This is a genomic window from Mesorhizobium sp. B2-1-3A, from assembly GCF_006442655.1.
Taxonomy (GTDB): domain Bacteria; phylum Pseudomonadota; class Alphaproteobacteria; order Rhizobiales; family Rhizobiaceae; genus Mesorhizobium.
Window position 1 is genome coordinate 772,387 of record NZ_VFWK01000002.1, and the last position, 15,337, is coordinate 787,723.

Consider the following 15,337-nt stretch of genomic DNA (forward strand, 5'->3'; position numbering starts at 1 on the left):
TTTAGAGCGACTCCATCGGCATGGGGTTTTCGTGGTTGGTTGTGAGGTGGGTTCTTGAAGCGCATCGATGAACACCGCATCCACCAGATCTTCAAAGTCAGCCTGTGGCTGAAGGGCGCGCATGCCCTGATCGAATGCATCGGCGGGATTCTGCTCTATGTCGTCACCACCGATACCATTGCCTCCTGGGTCAATGCCCTCACCGCGGAGGAATTGATCGAGGATCCCAACGACTTCATAGCTGGCCATCTGTCGCGGATGGCAAGTCATTTTTCGATCGCCAGCAAGGAGTTTTATGCCTTCTACCTGCTTAGCCACGGCCTGATAAAGCTTGCCTTGGTGGTCGGGCTTTTGAGAGGCAAGCTCTGGTCTTACCCTGCCTCGCTCGCGGCCTTGGGCTTGTTCATGGTCTATCAAGTCTACCGCTACTCATACACCCAATCATTCGGCCTGCTGGTCCTGACCGTCTTCGATGCGGTCGTCATGGTGTTGATCTGGCACGAGTGGAGGATCGTGCGGCAACACAAGCCGGCATGATGGTTGAGTTGCCGGCGGAACCCCACGCACTGTCGGACATTGTGTTCCAGGACAGCCCCTGGAGGACATGATGACCAGAGCTTTCGATATCAACGACAACACAGAAGAAAATCCGAAGCGCCCGCCGCAGCCTGAGACCGGTGACGACCTCAGGAAAAATAAGGTCGAAGGAAAGGCCTTCCAGGTGAACGAGAACAGCGTCGACAATCCGGCATCCGCGCCGGTGACGCCAAAGCGGGACTGATCGAAGGAAGGCGGCGTGCGCAATCAGCGCGTGCTTTCCGGCAGCATTCGCTTGAGCACGTCATCCCTGCGGATGAAATGATGCCACAGCGCCGCCGCCGCATGCACGCCGGCAAGGATGAGGATCGAATTGGCGCAGAGGCTGTGCAGCTCCCTGATAAACCGGGCCGTGTCGCGATCCGGTGAAACTGGCGCCGGGATGGTGAAAAGACCGAAGAAACTCAGGGCATCGCCCCTGTACCAGGTCAGCAATATGCCAAGCACGGGAATGGCCATCAGCAGCGCGTAAAGCGCGAGATGCGCAACCTTGGCCGCCCATCGCTCAAGCGGTGACATTTCCTGCGGCAGGCCGGGCGTCCCCAGCGTCAGGCGCAGGCCGACACGGATGACGACCAGCGTGAAAAGCAGCAGCCCGAACGAAATATGCAGCCACCAGACGAGCGCGCGACCGGGATCGCCGCGCGGAAAAAGCTCCTCCACATAGGTCAGGCCATAAAGGCCGATGACCAGCAGAAACACCGCCCAGTGAATGGCCTTCTGCGCGCTTGTATAGGTGGGGTGCATGCGAGGCTTCCAGTTTTGAATGTTTCTAAACTAGCCGTGATCATGTCAAAGCTTTGTCGGGCGACGATCCCGTTGGCCGTGCCTGGGCCACAGCTCATGCCTTGGACGACAAAAAGCCCGGACGAACCGGGCTTTTCGGATACTGAATCGTCGAGCGGTTCGAGTTCCGCTGTCCGCCCGATGCGGCCTCAATAAAACCTTGGGATCGGGCCGTTCTGCGGCGTCGTGCGGTCGCCTAGGTCGAGAAAAACCTCGTCGACATAGCACCAGCCCCAGCCTTCCGGCGGATCGTAGCCCTCGATGATGGGGTGGCTGGTGGCGTGAAAATGTTTCGTCGCGTGGCGGTTGGGCGAGTCGTCGCAGCAGCCGACATGGCCGCAGGTGCGGCAGAGCCGCAGATGCACCCACCACGAGCCGCTCTTCAGGCACTCCTCGCAACCGAGCGCGCTCGGCGTCACGTCCTTGACCCCAGCCGCATGCTTGCATTCATCCGCCATCACACTCTCCTGGCCAGTTGAGGCTCAACTCTTCCTTTTTGCGCTTTTCCCGGGAAAACCGTTACACACTTTTCCTGAAATTGCTCTCCGCGGCGTGGGTTCCGTCCTGCGCGAGATAGGCATGCAGCGCAGCCACCACCTGGGCGCCTTCGCCGACAGCCGCCGCGACGCGTTTGACCGAACCGCAACGCACGTCGCCGATGGCAAACACCCCGCTGCGGCTGGTCTCCATCAGGCCCCGCTCCGGTCCGAGCTCGGATCCGGTGCGGATGAAACCCTTGGCGTCCAGCGCCACGTTGCACTGCGCCAGCCAGTCGGTGTTCGGATCGGCGCCGATGAACAGGAAGAGATGGCGGATCGGGCGTGTCGTCTGCTCCCCGCTGACGCGGTTGCGCCAGTGCACGCTGGCAAGATTGCCTTCCTCGCCCTCCAGTGCCTCGATCTCGGTCTCGGTCAACACCTCGATGTTCGGCTGCGCCTTGATGCGCTCGACCAGGTAGCGCGACATCGAGGCATCGAGGCTGCCGCCGCGCGCCAGCAGCGCCACCTTGCGCGCATGGCTGGCCAGATAGACCGCCGCCTGCCCGGCCGAATTGCCGGCGCCCACCAGCGCCACCTCCTGGCCGGCGCAAAGCCGCCCTTCGATGGGCGAGGCCCAATAGTGCACCGACGTGCCCTCGAACCGCGACAGATTGGCGACATCGAGACGCCGGTAGCGCGCGCCACTGGCGACCACCACGCTGCGCGTGCGCACGGTCTCGCCGTCGCCGACATCGAGCAGGTAGCGGGCGCCTGAATTGTCGGCCGCGGCGCTCAGCAGCTTGGCTTCGTCCGGGATCACCATTTCGACGCCGAATTTCTGCGCCTGGTTGTAGGCGCGCGCCATCAGCGCCATGCCGGTAATGCCCGTGGGGAAACCGAGATAGTTCTCGATGCGCGAGGAGGCGCCGGCCTGCCCGCCGAAAGCCCGGCAATCGAGCACGATGGTCGACAATCCTTCCGACGCCGCATAGACCGCCGCCGCCAACCCAGCCGGGCCCGCGCCGACAATGGCGACGTCATACAGCGTGTCGGCATCGATCGGCCTGAGCAGGCCGATGCAGCGGGCGAGGTCCTTCTCGCCGGGATTCATCAGCAGCCTGCCGTTCGGGCACAGCACGACCGGCAGATGGTGGGGATCGACGTCGAAGCGCTCGACCAGGGTTTTCGCGCAGGGGTCGCTGGCGGAATCGAGCACACGGTGCGGCTGGCCGCTGCGGGCCAGGAAGCCTTGCAGCCGCAAGACATCGGCATTGCCTGATGGTCCGATGATGATCGGTCCGCTGGTCGCGCTTTCCAGGAGCCCGACGCGGCGCAGGATCAGCGCCCGCATGATGCGCTCGCCGAGATTGGCCTCCTGCACCATCAGGTCGCGTACGCGCTGAGAGGGAATGACAAACGCCTCGACAGGCTCGGCGGCCTCGGCATTGACCAGCGAAGGCCGCGCCGAAAGCTGCGCCAGCTCGCCGACGAAGCTGCCCGGACCATGCGTGACGATCGTCTCGCGCCGGCCGAGCCCGCCATCCTGGGTGATATCAACCCTGCCCGACAGCACGACGATCAGGCCGGGCGCCACATCGCCGGCCCTGATGATGTGCTCGCCGGCGGCGTAGAAGCTGGCTTCGCCGAAACGGCGCATGTGGTCGATGTCGGTCTCGCTCAGCGTGGGAAACGCCTGATCGCGCCGGGCGCCGAAGATCGCGGTGGAGGATTGAGACATGGATGCGAGCGTAGCGAAGCCGGCGCGCGGTTTGAAGCGGTTTGTTGGGGACTAGCCGGGAGGGGAGGTTGCTTCAAAAGAAAAAGCCCGGGCGAACCGGGCTTTTTCTTTGGGTTTCTGAACCATGGAGTGGCTCGAAACTGGAATTTGGTGCCCAGAAGAGGACTCGAACCTCCACTCCTTGCGGAACACGGACCTGAACCGTGCGCGTCTACCAATTCCGCCATCTGGGCTGGTGCGGGCTCATGTAAGCGGGCAAGCGATGGCTGTCAACGCGCTTTTTTGAAGGCTGATGCTCGCCGGCTCAGTTTCGGGCGTTGGCGCCGCCCCTCACCTGCCTGCCGGCATCCTCTCCCCGTATAGAGACGGGGAGAGGGGACGCTCTCATCACCGATTTCGCCAATCGCCGGCGTTGCGGCCAGCAGCCCCTTCGCCCCGTCACTATACGGGGAGAAGGTCCCGGCAGGGGGATGAGGGGCAGCGCCGCCTTTTACAATTGATGACCGAGGCTTATCGCCCTCAGCCGTCCAGTACTTCCTTCGACGCCACGGTCGAATCGGCGTTGAGCTGGTAGATGACCGGCACGCCGGTGCCGAGCTCCAGTTTGACGATCTCCTCGCCCGACTTGCCGTCCAGCGCCATGATCAGCGCGCGCAGCGAATTGCCGTGGGCGGCGACCAGCACGGTGCCGCCGCGCAGCACATGCGACTGCATGTCATGCAGGTAATAGGGCCAGACGCGGGCGCCGGTGTCCTTCAGGCTTTCGCCGCCGGGCGGCGGCACGTCGTAGGAGCGGCGCCAGACATGCACCTGCTCCTCGCCCCATTTCTTGCGCGCATCGTCCTTGTTGAGGCCGGAAAGGTCGCCGTAGTCGCGCTCGTTGAGCGCCTGGTCGCGGATGGTCTTCAGATCGCTCTGGCCGACCGCGTCGAGAATGTGCTGGCAGGTCTTCTGCGCCCGGATCAGCGCCGAGGTGAAGGCGATGTCGAACTTCAGGCCGCGCGCCTTGAGCTTCTGGCCGGCGGCCTTGGCCTCGGCGTGGCCCTGCTCGGTCAGGTCGACGTCGCGCCAACCGGTGAACAGGTTCTTCAGGTTCCATTCGCTCTGGCCATGGCGCACGAGCACGAGGGTTCTCGACATGTTTGCTCCTTCAGATTGGCAAATTTGGCAGATTGGCCGCTTCAGCTCAGGCCGAGCACGTCCCGCATCGAATACAGTCCTGGCTTCTTGCCGCGTGCCCACAGCGCTGCCTTGACGGCGCCGCGGGCGAAGATGGCGCGGTCCTCGGCATGATGGGACAGCGTGATGCGCTCGCCGGTGCCGGCCAGGATCACGCTGTGGTCGCCGACCACCGAGCCGCCGCGCAGGGTGGCGAAGCCGATCGCGCCGGTTTTTCGCACACCCGTATGGCCGTCACGTGAACGTACGTCATTGCCGGCAAGTGCCACGCCGCGCCCGGCGGCGGCGGCCTCGCCCAGCAGCAGAGCGGTGCCCGAGGGAGCGTCGACCTTGTGCTTGTGGTGCATCTCCAGGATCTCGATGTCGAAATCGTCGGCGTCGAGCGCGCGCGCCGCCTGTTCGACCAGCACCGCCAGGAGATTGACGCCGAGGCTCATATTGCCCGACTTGACGATCGTCGCGTGGCGCGCTGCAGCGGCAATCCTGGCATTGTCGTCGGCCGAGCAGCCGGTCGTGCCGATGACATGGACGATGCGCGCCTGCGCCGCATAGCCGGCGAACTCGACTGATGAGGCCGGCGTGGTGAAATCGAGCACGCCATCGGCCTTGGCGAAGACCGGCAGCGGATCGTCCGATATCGGCACGTTGATGATGCCGATGCCTGCCAGCTCGCCGGCATCCTTGCCCAGATAGGGCGAATCCGCGCGCTCGACGGCGCCGATGACGCGGGCGCCCGGAATGGTATGGATGGCGCGGATCAGCGTCTGGCCCATGCGGCCGGCTGCGCCCACCACCACCAGGCCCATATCGCCTGCTTCGCTCATGTGCTCCTCACAGCAGTCTTCTTCGCACGCGTGGCTCGGACCGGAGTTTGGATCGGCTTGCTGTCATCGACAAGCCCCAGCCCTTTCTTGCCCTGGATGCGGTGGAAGCGGGAATAGATGCTGTCCGGGTCGGCCATCAGCGTCGCATGGGTGCCTTCCTCGACCAACCGTCCCTCTTCCAGCACGATGATGTGGTCAGCATTGACCACCGTCGACAGCCGATGCGCTATGACGATGGTCGTGCGGCCTTCCATGACATGGGTCAGCGCTTCCTGGACGCGCGCCTCCGCCTCGTTGTCGAGTGCCGATGTTGCCTCGTCGAGCAGCAGGATCGGTGCCTGGCGCACGATGGCGCGGGCGATCGACACGCGCTGGCGCTGGCCGCCTGAAAGGGTCGAGCCGCCTTCGCCGACCGGCGTATCGTAACCTTGCGGCTGCTGGCGGATGAACTCGTCGGCTGCCGCCTGTTTCGCCGCCTGCTCGATCTCGGCGTCCGTGGCCGACAGGCGGCCATAGCGGATGTTGTCGCGGATCGTGCCCTCGAACAGATAGGGCGCCTGCGCCACATAGGCGATCGACTGCCGCAGCGAATGCTTGGTCACCTTCGAGATGTCCTGGCCATCGACCTCGATGCTGCCCTGGTCGACGTCGTAGAAGCGCTGCAAGAGCGCCACCAGCGTCGACTTGCCGGAGCCCGATGCACCGACGATGGCCGTGACCTTGCCGGCCGCGGCGGTAAAGCTCAGGTCCCTCAGCACCGGCATGTCGGCGTTGTAGCCGAACGTCACATTGTCGAAGCGCACTTCGCCGGTGGTGACCCTGGCCTCGACAGCGTCGGGCGCATCGCCCTGTTTCGGCTCCAGGTCGAGCAACTCGTAGATCATGCGCGCATTGACCAGCGCCCGCTCCATCCCGACCTGCGTGCGCGCCAGGCGTCTTGCCGGGTCGTAGGCCATGATCAGAGCGGTGATAAAGGAAAACACCGCGCCCGGCGGTTGCCCAAGCACCAGCGCCCGGTAGCCGGAATAGGCAAGCACGGAGGTAATGGCGAGACCGCCCAGAATCTCGGAAATTGGCGACAGCCGCTCCGAGACGCGGGCAATCTTGTTGTTACGCTGCTCGGCCGTGTCCGCCATGATGCCGATGCGGCGCGCCAACTCGGCCTCCAAGGTGAAGGCCTTGACGATGGCGATGCCTTGCGTGGCCTCCTGCACGGATCCGTTCAGCCTAGAATTGATCAACACGGATTCCCGGTTGATACGCCGCAGTCGGCGGGTGATGTAGACGACGGCCCAGATCAGCGGCGGCCCGATCAGCAGCGAGCTGAGCGACAACACCGGATCCTGGTAGATCATGACGCCGACGAGAGCGACCAGTGTGACCGCGTCGCGGCTGATGGAGGTCAGTGTCAGCGACAGCAGGTCGCGAACGCCGCCGACATTCTCGCTGACCTGTGCCGCCAGCCGACCGGAACGCGTATCGTTGAAGAAGTTGACGCCGAGCTTCATCAGATGGTCGAAGGCGCGCTTCTGGTAGCGCGCGACCAGATTGTTGCCGATCTTGGCCAGCGCGACTGCCTGGCCGTAACCAGCGAAGCCGCGCAGCAGGGAGGCTCCCATGAAACCGGCGCAGATCCAGACGAGCATATCGCCGCGCCGTTCGTAGAAGATCTGGTTGATCATCGGGGCCATGATCCACGCCGTGAAGGCAGTGGTGCCGGAAACAATCAGCAAGCAGCTGACGGCAACGACATAGGTCCAACGATACTCGTTGCCGTTTTCAGCGAGGATGCGGCGGAGCACCGCCGTGACCTCGCCAGGCCGGACTTTTTGTTTGGGGGCTTGAAGTGTCAAATCAGGAGCGCTTTGTGGTTTTCCGCCTCGTGGGATCGGGCTGCGAATTCGGCACCCCTCTTAACGTCATGAGGCCGGCTTGCCTATGCCCGCGGCTGATTAACTTCGTCGCGGGCGGCTCAAGCGCGCCCGCGGGGAATATAGGCACATCCAGTCGAAGAGCTAGGCTTGCCAGCGCCGGCCGGCGGTCTGGACGCCGAAAAGCGACGGGTTTCGGGCATAGGCGGCAAGGCCGAGAAGTGCCGCCAGCGGATGGGTGATGACGTAGACGGGCATGGTGCGCATCAGCGCGCTGTGCGGCGCCTTGTCCTCGAAGGCGGCGCGGAAATTGCCTTCCTTCAGCGCCGGCACGATCTTTTGCGCGATGCCGCCAGTGAGGAAGACGCCGCCACGGCTCATGAACACCAGGGCAAGGTCACCCGCCGTGCGCCCGAGGCAGGTGACGAAGGTCTCCAGCGCTTCCTGCGCCACCGGATCGGTCTTGGCCAGTGCCGCGCCGGTGATCTGCGCCGGCGTGGTGAAGGGTGACGGTTTGCCGTCCGCCGTGGCCACCGCGCGATAAACGTTGACGAGGCCGCGCCCGCACAGGATCTGCTCGCCGGAAATGCGGCCCTCGATCTTCTCTATATGCGGGAAAACCTCGAAATCGCGCGGCGTGCGCGGGCCGATGTCCATATGGCCGCCTTCGCCGGGCACCGGTATCCAGTGGCGTAGCGCATGGACCAGCCCGGCGACGCCGAGACCGGTTCCCGGCCCGAGCACGACGCGGCCGGCATTGGGCTCCGGCGCGCCGCCGCCGATCTTTTCCATATGCTCTTCGCCCAGCGCCACGACGGCCAGCGCCTGCGCCTCGAAATCATTGAGCACGACGATGTCGCTCAGGCCAAGACTGGCGAACATCTGCCTCGGCCTGACGACCCATGGGCAGTTGGTGAGCTCGATCTCGTCGCCATCGACCGGACCGGCCACCGCCAGGACCGCCGAATTCGGGCGGACCGACGAGCGGTCGAGAACGGCCGCCTGGATCGCCTCGTCGATGGTGTTGTAGTTGGCGGTCTGCACGATGGTCGGCTCGCCGGCCTCGGAATTGGCGTCGAGCACGATCGAGAAGCGCGCATTGGTGCCGCCAATGTCGCCGATCAGAATCGGGAACCGCAACGACGTGTCGGTATCGCTTACGCTTGGCATGCTCTGGTCCGTCCCCGGCGCCCCTGACGGCGTCTCGCCGTTCTTCCGTTGACTAGCGCATGAGTTTGAAAAGGGAAACGGTTTTCGAACCGGGTGATGCGCAGGGAAAGGTTCTGCGGCCAAACGGCCACTATTTCGCGGAAAACGCGATGCTAAACCGATTGAGGCCGCCGATGCCGCCGCGACGATCAGTTCGCGGGCGGCCGTGGCCGTGGCACCGGCACGCCGACCTCGGGCGTCGACGTGAAGGCGTTCAGCGCGCCTGGCAGGCCGGCTGTGCCGGCGGCCGTGGTGGCGGGCAACGACGATGCTTCCGGTTCGGGTGCCGCCACCGCGACCGGCATGGCGCCGCCGTGATAGGTCGCCGCCTCGGCCGAGGCCGGACCGGGCGCGTCGAGCACGGCGCGGCATTCCCTGGGCAGGTTGGCCATCGTCATCACGTCGCGTGCCTTCGGCGCGTCCGGGTTCTTGTTGGGACGCCACGGTTCTTCCGTGAACCACCAGGCCAGCGGCTTGCCGCAGCCGTCATCATCCGGCGTCGCCTCCTGCCCCTTGCAGTTGGGCGAACCCGGCTGGCAGCCGATGCGCATGTGGAAATGATAGTCGTGGCCCCAGAACGGCCTGATCTTGCGCAGCCAGGTGCGGTCGCCCTTGACGGTGTCGCAGAGCTTTTTCTTGATGCCCGGATTGACCAGGATGCGTTCGACCTCGGGGTAGCTCGCGGCGCGCTTCAAAAGCGCCGTATGCTGCGGCTTCCACAGCGCGTCCTTCACCAGATGCGTCTTCTCGTCGACCATCAAGGTAGCGCTCATCGATTCGCGCTGCGCGATCGACAGCGGCCGGCTGGGCATCGGCGTCAGCCAGATGTCGGCATCGAGGCCGATCTGGTGCGAGGCGTGGCCGGTCAGCATCGGACCGCCACGCGGCTGCGAAATGTCACCTATGAGCAAGCCCGGCCAGCCATCGGCGGCGGCATCACGTGAAAGCTTCTCGATTACGGCGATCATCGCCGGATGGCCCCAGCGGCGGTTGCGCGAGGGGCGCATCACTTCCCAGTTCGGGCCATCCATGGGAATGGCGACGCCGCCGGCAAAACAGCCCTTGGAATAGAAGCCGATCGACTGCGCCGCGGTCGCTGCCGGCAGCTTTTCGGCGCCGAACAGGTCTTTTGCCCGTTCCTCGGAGCGTGCCGGCTGCGCGGCGAGACCGGTCAGGGCAATCAGGCCAAGAGCGACCGCCAACCGTGACGATCTGCCGAAATATGGACGCATCGCTGAGTTCATGAAACCGGATCCCCACCGCAATCCCGAAACCGAATCATAGCACGTCGGCCGCCAGGCTTCGATCATCCGCGCTTCATCGGGCTGCGCGCCTCGCCGTCGCGCCAGTCGCCGCTTGCCCACATATGGTCGAAGGCGGCGCGGTAATCGGGAAAGCGAAAGCGATAGCCTGACGCCTTGATCGCCGCATTGGCGACACGCTTGTTCTCGCCATAGAAGGACCGCGCCATGGGCGAAAGTTGGGCGGTGTCGAAGGGAATTTCCGGCGGCGGCTCGACGCCCATCAGCGACGCGGCGTAGGCAACGACATCCTGCGGCGGCGCCGGCTCATCATCGGTGACGTTGAAGATGCCGCCTGTGTTGCCCCCGATCAGTTGCCAGAGCGCGCCGGCAATATCGTCGCAATGGATGCGATTGAACACCTGGCCGGGCTTGACCAGCCGCCGCGCGGTGCCGTTTTCCAGGTTGACCAGCGCATTGCGGCCCGGACCGTAGATGCCGGACAGGCGCAGGATCGCCACTGGCCGGCCGATATGCTCGCCGAGCTTCAGCCAGTCCTGCTCAGCCTCGACGCGCATGACGGAGCGTTTCGACACCGGCCGGCACGTGGCCGTTTCATCGACCCAGGCGCCGCCATAGTCGCCGTAAACACCGACCGTGGAGAGATAGCCGATCCATTGCAGCGCCGGCATCCCCGCGATCGCGGCGCGGACGGCATTCAGCACGGGATCGCCTGCCTCTTCCGGGGCGACTGAAATCACCAGATGCGTCGTTTTCTCCAGCGCCTCGCCGATTTCGCCCGTCAGCGCGCCATCAAACAGCAGCGGGGCGATGCCGGCCTGGCGCAACGCATTGAATTTATCCTCTGACCGCGTCGTGCCAAGGATCGCATCGGCATCCTTGCCGGCCCGGGCAAAAGCTTTGCCGGAATAGCCGGCGCCGAAGATGAAGACCTGTTTTTCGCTCATGCATGCGTCCTGTCTGGCCGCGCCAGGCGCCATTCCTCGCGCACGACGCCATCGCTTTCGGTGTTCAGGCCGGTCGCGGCCCGCTCGGCATATTCGGCATCGGATACCAGCCGCGCCAGCGCCCATATTGCCGCGCCGCGAACCAGCGGCGAGGCGTCGCCGAGCAGTGCACCGACAGGGCCGGCCAGCCCGGCATCGCCGGAATTGCCGGCGGCGATCAGCACGTTGCGGACAAAACGGTCGCGGCCGATGCGCTTTATCGGCGAACCGGAGAAGAAGGCGCGGAAGGCCGCGTCATCCAGCTGCAACAGCTCGGCGAGCGGCGGTTCGCGCAAATCGGCGCGCGCGGCGAGCTTTGCTTCGGAGGCTACCTGGGCGAACTTGTTCCAGGGGCAGGCGGCCAGACAATCGTCGCAGCCATAGATGCGGTTGCCGATTTTTTCGCGGAATTCATGCGGGATCGGCCCCTTGTTCTCGATGGTGAGGTAGGAAATACAGCGCCGCGCATCGAGCCGGTAGGGCGCGGGGAAGGCATCAGTCGGGCAGGCGTCGAGGCAGGCGCGGCAGGAGCCGCAATGGTCGATCTCGGCCCGGTCGGGCGTGAGTTCGGCCGTGGTGAAGATGGTGCCGAGGAACAGCCAGGAACCGTGCTCACGGCTGACCAGATTGGTGTGCTTTCCCTGCCAGCCGAGCCCCGCGGCTTGCGCCAGCGGCTTTTCCATCACCGGCGCGGTGTCGACGAAGACCTTCACGTCGCCGCCGGCGCGCGACACGATCTTGCCGGCGATCTCCTTCAGCCGGCCCTTCATCACATCGTGATAGTCGCGGTTCTGCGCATAGACGGAGATGGCGCCCCGGTCGTGCCGGGCCTGCAGGTCACGCGGATCATGGTTGGGGCCGTAATTCATCGCCAGCACGACGATCGAGCGCACTTCAGGCCAAAGCGTGGAAGGTTCGCTGCGCCTTTCCAGCGTCTCGGCGATCCAGTCCATCGAGCCGTGAAAGCCGTCGGCGACGAATTCGGCGAGGCGGGCCGGAGCCAGCGGGATCGCATCGGGAGAGGTGACGGCAATGGCATCGAAGCCGGCGCGATGCGCCTCCGCGTCGATCAGCGCGCGCAGTTTTGCGGCGTCAGAAGTCGAGGTCCGCATAGTGCGACACCGGCGACAGGCCGCGCACGCGGTCGGTCAGGAGCGGCCGGAAGGAAGGCCGCGACTTTACCCTGGTGTACCATTCGCGCGCCGCGGCGTGTTCGCGCCAATCGATCTCGCCGAGATAGTCGAGCACCGACAGCGTCGCGGCGGCGGCGAGATCGGCATAGGTGACCCTGCCGCCGGCCAACCAATGGCGGGTGCCGGCCAGCCAGTTGGTGTATTTCATATGCTGGCGGATGTTGGCGCGCGCGGCACGGATGGCGCCCGAATCGGGTGAACCGCCGCCGGCCGTTTCCGGCATGATCGGCTTCAGCACGCGTTCGCGCACCAGATGGCGGGTGACTTCGCTTTCGGCCTTGTTCAAGTACCAGTCGATCAGCCGGCGGATTTCGGCGCGCTGCATCGGGTCCTCGGCGAACAGCCGCTTGTCGCGCTTCAAGACGCCGCGCGTCTCGTCGAGATATTCCGAGATCACGGTCGCGCCGACGATCGGCACGTCGCCTTCGGCGAGCAGGATCGGCAGCGTGCCGGCCGGGTTCAGCGCCAAGAACTCCTTGCGCCGCGTCCACGGCTTTTCCTCGATCAGCGCCAGCTCCTCGCCATACTCGCCAAAGGCGAGGCGGACGAAGCGGCAAGTTGCGAACATGGGATGGTGGAAAAGCGTCAGCATGGTTCCGCGATGATAAAGCGCACTGGCGAATCGCCGGGCGCACCGGTAAGTCTTGGCCGCCCGGTTAGCGGGCCGTCAGGGTGTTGCGACCTATAGGGGCACTTCAACGCCATGACAAGCAAGCCGTTCTGTTAGCCGTCGCGCAAAAGCCGAGGTAGCCATGGAAAGCCAGACCTTCGTCGAAGCCCTGCTGCTCGGCCTGCTGGAGGGGCTGACCGAATTCATACCGGTCTCCTCGACCGGCCATATCCTGCTTGCCGGCCATTTCCTGGGCTTCCATTCGACCGGCAAGGCCTTCGAGATCCTGATCCAGCTGGGTGCGATCCTGGCGATCCTCAGCGTCTACTTCCGCCGCCTGTGGCAGATGCTGCTCGACCTGCCGCATGACAGGCTGACGAGGCATTTCGTCATCGGCATCCTGATCGCCTTCCTGCCGGCGGCGATCATCGGCGCGCTGGCGCACGACTTCATCAAGACGGTGCTGTTCGAATCGCCGAGGCTGATCTGCATCATGCTGATCATCGGCGGCGTCATCCTGCTGGTGGTGGACCGCATGAACCTGAAGCCGGTCTATCGCGACGTCGAGCGGTTCCCGACCAGGCTTTACCTGCAGATCGGGCTTTTCCAGTGCCTGTCGCTGATCCCCGGCACCTCACGCTCGGGGTCGACCATCGTCGGCGCGCTGCTTCTGGGCGTCGACAAGCGGGCGGCGGCGGAATTTTCCTTCTTCCTCGCCATTCCGACCATGGTCGGCGCCTTTGCCTTCGACCTGTTCAAGAACCGCAACGTGCTGACCTCGGCCGACCTGCCGATCATCGCCATCGGCTTCGTCGCCGCCTTCGTCACCGCACTGTTCGTGGTGCGCTTCCTGCTCGATTACGTCTCGCGCAACGGCTACTCGCTGTTCGGCTGGTGGCGGCTGGTGGTGGGGATTGTCGGGTTGCTGGCATTGATGGTTTGGGGGTGAGGAGCGTTCCGCGACCTCCTCGACTTCGTCATCCACGGGCGGAGCAAGGAGCGTAGCGACGCAGCGCAGACCCGAGGATCCATGCCGTGACGTGGATCGAGGAGCTCGGCGGTCGAGAATAGCTTGCTAGGCGCGCTGTATCCGGCGAAAAAGTCTTCCACTTCCTGCACCGTAGAAGCGCTCAAGGGTCGCGGCATGGATCCTCGGGTCTCCGCGACGGAGCTTCGCTCCTGCTCCGCCCGTGGATGACGACGTGAGGGACCTCCCCCTAACTCCGTCCATAAAACGCGTTCTCGACATGCACCGGCCAGTGCCATGGCAGCACCGCGACCATGTCGAAGCGCATCGACAGCCTGCCGTAATCCGCCTGGCGCGACAGCCAGATGTCGGCGGCCGCCTCGATGCGGCGCTCCGATTCATGGCTGATCGCCTCCATGGCTTCCATCAGCGTGCGCCGCGCCTTGACCTCGACGAACAGCACCAGGTCGCCGCGCCGCGCGATCAGGTCGATCTCGCCGAAACGGGTGCGGTGGCGGCGCGCGAGAATCCGGTAGCCCTTCAGCATCAGCGCGGCCGCCGCCAGCCATTCGCCGCGATGGCCGCGCCGATAGGCCTTTTGGCGGCTGGCGCTCGGCCGCTCAGCCACTACCCTCTCCGGAAGCATCCTTGAGCTCCAGCAGCCGACGGTAGAGGGCCTGTTTCTGGCCTCCGGTCATCTTCGCGGCTTCCGCCGCCGCCTTGGAAGCCGGCATTTCGGCGGCAAGCGACAACAGCAGGCGGTCGATATCCGCCGGCTCGTCCGCCTTGGCCTCGGCGGGACCGACGCAGACGACGACCTCGCCCTTCGGCGTGTCGGCCGCGGCATAGTGGTCGGCCAGCACCCGCAGCGTGCCGATACGCATTTCCTCGAAGGTCTTGGTCAATTCCCTGCCAATGGCAGCCTTTCGCTCGCCGCCCAACGCCTCGACCATGGCGCCCAGCGACTCGGCCAGCCGGCGTGGCGATTCAAAGAAGATCAGCGTTGCTGGTACGGCCTTCAGCGCTTCCAGCCGCGCCAGCCGCTGGCCTGATTTCACGGGCAGAAATCCGGCGAACAGGAAGGCGTCCGACGGCAGGCCGGACGCTGTCAGAGCGGCAAGCGGTGCCGACGGACCAGGGATCGGTACGACACGAATGCCGTGGTCGATCGCCTCGCCGACCAGCCGGTAGCCGGGATCGGAGACGAGCGGCGTACCGGCATCGGAAATCAGCGCCACGCTCTGACCGGCCTGAAGGGCCGCGATCAGCTTCGGCCCGGCCTCGCCGGCATTGTGCTCGTGATAGGCCGTGGTGCGGCGGCGGATGCCGTAGCGGTCGAGCAATACGCGCGACACCCGCGTGTCCTCGCAGGCGACGATGTCGGCGGCGGCCAGCGTCTCCAGCGCGCGCAGCGTGATGTCGGCGAGATTGCCGATCGGCGTCGCCACCAGATAGAGCGCCGGCTCGAGAGGACGGGCCACGATCTCGGTCTGCCCGACCACATAGCTGCGCTTGCCCGTCTCGCCAGTCACCGATGCCGTCTCCGTTCAGCCCTGTTTGGCTGCCAATCCTGTTTGGCACGGCTGGTGCCGGCTTGCAAAACTCACGCCGATGTAAGGTAACCGCCATTCCTTCG

The 15,337-nt window shown here is 65.0% G+C and carries 16 protein-coding genes and 1 tRNA gene; 3 read left to right on the top strand and 14 right to left on the bottom strand.

Annotated features, from left to right (window positions below):
* The first annotated feature begins 63 nt into the window (after window positions 1-63).
* Together FJ977_RS10255 and FJ977_RS35760 are read left to right on the top strand one after the other, a co-directional pair.
* Window positions 64-537 (top strand): DUF2127 domain-containing protein, encoded by a 474-nt coding sequence (locus tag FJ977_RS10255; RefSeq protein ID WP_181179784.1) that lies wholly within the window; start codon window positions 64-66, stop codon window positions 535-537.
* Window positions 538-607: 70 nt separating this feature from the next.
* Window positions 608-781, top strand: a complete 174-nt coding sequence (locus FJ977_RS35760; RefSeq protein ID WP_181179740.1) for a hypothetical protein — start codon at window positions 608-610, stop codon at window positions 779-781.
* A gap of 23 nt (window positions 782-804) precedes the next feature.
* On the opposite strand, the gene FJ977_RS10260 is transcribed toward FJ977_RS35760, so the two are convergent.
* The 12 genes from FJ977_RS10260 to FJ977_RS10320 all read right to left on the bottom strand — a co-directional run bounded on the left by FJ977_RS10260 (window position 805) and on the right by FJ977_RS10320 (window position 12,716).
* Window positions 805-1,344, bottom strand: a complete 540-nt coding sequence (locus tag FJ977_RS10260) for a cytochrome b (RefSeq protein ID WP_140770964.1) — start codon at window positions 1,342-1,344, stop codon at window positions 805-807.
* Window positions 1,345-1,532: 188 nt separating this feature from the next.
* Window positions 1,533-1,841, bottom strand: a complete 309-nt coding sequence (locus tag FJ977_RS10265) for a UBP-type zinc finger domain-containing protein (RefSeq protein WP_140770966.1) — start codon at window positions 1,839-1,841, stop codon at window positions 1,533-1,535.
* 61 nt (window positions 1,842-1,902) lie between these two features.
* The gene (locus FJ977_RS10270) at window positions 1,903-3,600 is read right to left on the bottom strand and encodes a cyclic nucleotide-binding domain-containing thioredoxin-disulfide reductase (protein WP_140770968.1); all 1,698 of its coding nucleotides are present in this window, start codon (window positions 3,598-3,600) and stop codon (window positions 1,903-1,905) included.
* A 148-nt stretch (window positions 3,601-3,748) separates the two neighbouring features.
* Window positions 3,749-3,833, bottom strand: a tRNA-Leu gene (locus FJ977_RS10275).
* Window positions 3,834-4,119: 286 nt separating this feature from the next.
* Window positions 4,120-4,740 carry a 2,3-bisphosphoglycerate-dependent phosphoglycerate mutase gene (locus tag FJ977_RS10285; RefSeq protein ID WP_140770970.1) on the bottom strand — a complete coding sequence of 207 codons (621 nt, stop codon included), beginning with the start codon at window positions 4,738-4,740 and terminating at the stop codon, window positions 4,120-4,122.
* A 41-nt stretch (window positions 4,741-4,781) separates the two neighbouring features.
* The gene (dapB, locus tag FJ977_RS10290) at window positions 4,782-5,603 is read right to left on the bottom strand and encodes a 4-hydroxy-tetrahydrodipicolinate reductase (RefSeq protein ID WP_140770972.1); all 822 of its coding nucleotides are present in this window, start codon (window positions 5,601-5,603) and stop codon (window positions 4,782-4,784) included.
* Complete coding sequence (locus FJ977_RS10295; RefSeq protein WP_140770973.1) at window positions 5,600-7,456, bottom strand: ABC transporter ATP-binding protein; 1,857 nt, start codon at window positions 7,454-7,456, stop codon at window positions 5,600-5,602. Before FJ977_RS10295 ends, dapB begins: the two co-directional genes overlap by 4 nt.
* Before the next feature lie 162 nt (window positions 7,457-7,618).
* The gene (locus tag FJ977_RS10300; protein ID WP_140770975.1) at window positions 7,619-8,644 is read right to left on the bottom strand and encodes a glucokinase; all 1,026 of its coding nucleotides are present in this window, start codon (window positions 8,642-8,644) and stop codon (window positions 7,619-7,621) included.
* A gap of 188 nt (window positions 8,645-8,832) precedes the next feature.
* Window positions 8,833-9,927, bottom strand: a complete 1,095-nt coding sequence (gene mepA, locus FJ977_RS10305) for a penicillin-insensitive murein endopeptidase (protein ID WP_140770977.1) — start codon at window positions 9,925-9,927, stop codon at window positions 8,833-8,835.
* Between the two features lie 62 nt (window positions 9,928-9,989).
* The gene (locus FJ977_RS10310; protein ID WP_140770979.1) at window positions 9,990-10,892 is read right to left on the bottom strand and encodes an SDR family oxidoreductase; all 903 of its coding nucleotides are present in this window, start codon (window positions 10,890-10,892) and stop codon (window positions 9,990-9,992) included.
* Complete coding sequence (gene queG, locus FJ977_RS10315) at window positions 10,889-12,043, bottom strand: tRNA epoxyqueuosine(34) reductase QueG (protein WP_140770981.1); 1,155 nt, start codon at window positions 12,041-12,043, stop codon at window positions 10,889-10,891. Before queG ends, FJ977_RS10310 begins: the two co-directional genes overlap by 4 nt.
* Entirely contained in the window at window positions 12,024-12,716 is a 693-nt protein-coding gene (locus FJ977_RS10320) for a glutathione S-transferase family protein (RefSeq protein WP_010912586.1), read from the bottom strand. The genes queG and FJ977_RS10320 overlap by 20 nt, the downstream gene beginning before the upstream one ends.
* Window positions 12,717-12,876: 160 nt before the next feature.
* Here FJ977_RS10320 and FJ977_RS10325 point away from each other — a divergent pair, with 160 nt between their 5' ends.
* Window positions 12,877-13,683, top strand: a complete 807-nt coding sequence (locus FJ977_RS10325) for an undecaprenyl-diphosphate phosphatase (RefSeq protein WP_056573971.1) — start codon at window positions 12,877-12,879, stop codon at window positions 13,681-13,683.
* A gap of 268 nt (window positions 13,684-13,951) precedes the next feature.
* Here the strand turns inward: FJ977_RS10325 and FJ977_RS10330 are convergent, their stop codons facing one another.
* Both FJ977_RS10330 and rsmI read right to left on the bottom strand, forming a co-directional pair.
* A complete protein-coding gene (locus tag FJ977_RS10330; RefSeq protein ID WP_172347700.1) occupies window positions 13,952-14,329 on the bottom strand; it encodes a YraN family protein in 378 nt (125 codons plus the stop codon).
* Window positions 14,322-15,233, bottom strand: a complete 912-nt coding sequence (rsmI, locus tag FJ977_RS10335; RefSeq protein WP_140770984.1) for a 16S rRNA (cytidine(1402)-2'-O)-methyltransferase — start codon at window positions 15,231-15,233, stop codon at window positions 14,322-14,324. Before rsmI ends, FJ977_RS10330 begins: the two co-directional genes overlap by 8 nt.
* Window positions 15,234-15,337: the final 104 nt, after the last annotated feature.

What these genes read in the sequence shown, in the direction of transcription:
- FJ977_RS10260 (WP_140770964.1), bottom strand. Translation starts at nt 1,344, where the DNA reads ATGCACCCCACCTATACAAGCGCGCAGAAGGCCATTCACTGGGCGGTG.
- FJ977_RS35760 (WP_181179740.1), top strand. Translation starts at nt 608, where the DNA reads ATGACCAGAGCTTTCGATATCAACGACAACACAGAAGAAAATCCGAAG.
- dapB (WP_140770972.1), bottom strand. Translation starts at nt 5,603, where the DNA reads ATGAGCGAAGCAGGCGATATGGGCCTGGTGGTGGTGGGCGCAGCCGGC.
- FJ977_RS10320 (WP_010912586.1), bottom strand. Translation starts at nt 12,716, where the DNA reads ATGCTGACGCTTTTCCACCATCCCATGTTCGCAACTTGCCGCTTCGTC.
- FJ977_RS10300 (WP_140770975.1), bottom strand. Translation starts at nt 8,644, where the DNA reads ATGCCAAGCGTAAGCGATACCGACACGTCGTTGCGGTTCCCGATTCTG.
- mepA (WP_140770977.1), bottom strand. Translation starts at nt 9,927, where the DNA reads ATGAACTCAGCGATGCGTCCATATTTCGGCAGATCGTCACGGTTGGCG.
- FJ977_RS10325 (WP_056573971.1), top strand. Translation starts at nt 12,877, where the DNA reads ATGGAAAGCCAGACCTTCGTCGAAGCCCTGCTGCTCGGCCTGCTGGAG.
- FJ977_RS10285 (WP_140770970.1), bottom strand. Translation starts at nt 4,740, where the DNA reads ATGTCGAGAACCCTCGTGCTCGTGCGCCATGGCCAGAGCGAATGGAAC.
- FJ977_RS10265 (WP_140770966.1), bottom strand. Translation starts at nt 1,841, where the DNA reads ATGGCGGATGAATGCAAGCATGCGGCTGGGGTCAAGGACGTGACGCCG.
- FJ977_RS10270 (WP_140770968.1), bottom strand. Translation starts at nt 3,600, where the DNA reads ATGTCTCAATCCTCCACCGCGATCTTCGGCGCCCGGCGCGATCAGGCG.
- queG (WP_140770981.1), bottom strand. Translation starts at nt 12,043, where the DNA reads ATGCGGACCTCGACTTCTGACGCCGCAAAACTGCGCGCGCTGATCGAC.
- FJ977_RS10310 (WP_140770979.1), bottom strand. Translation starts at nt 10,892, where the DNA reads ATGAGCGAAAAACAGGTCTTCATCTTCGGCGCCGGCTATTCCGGCAAA.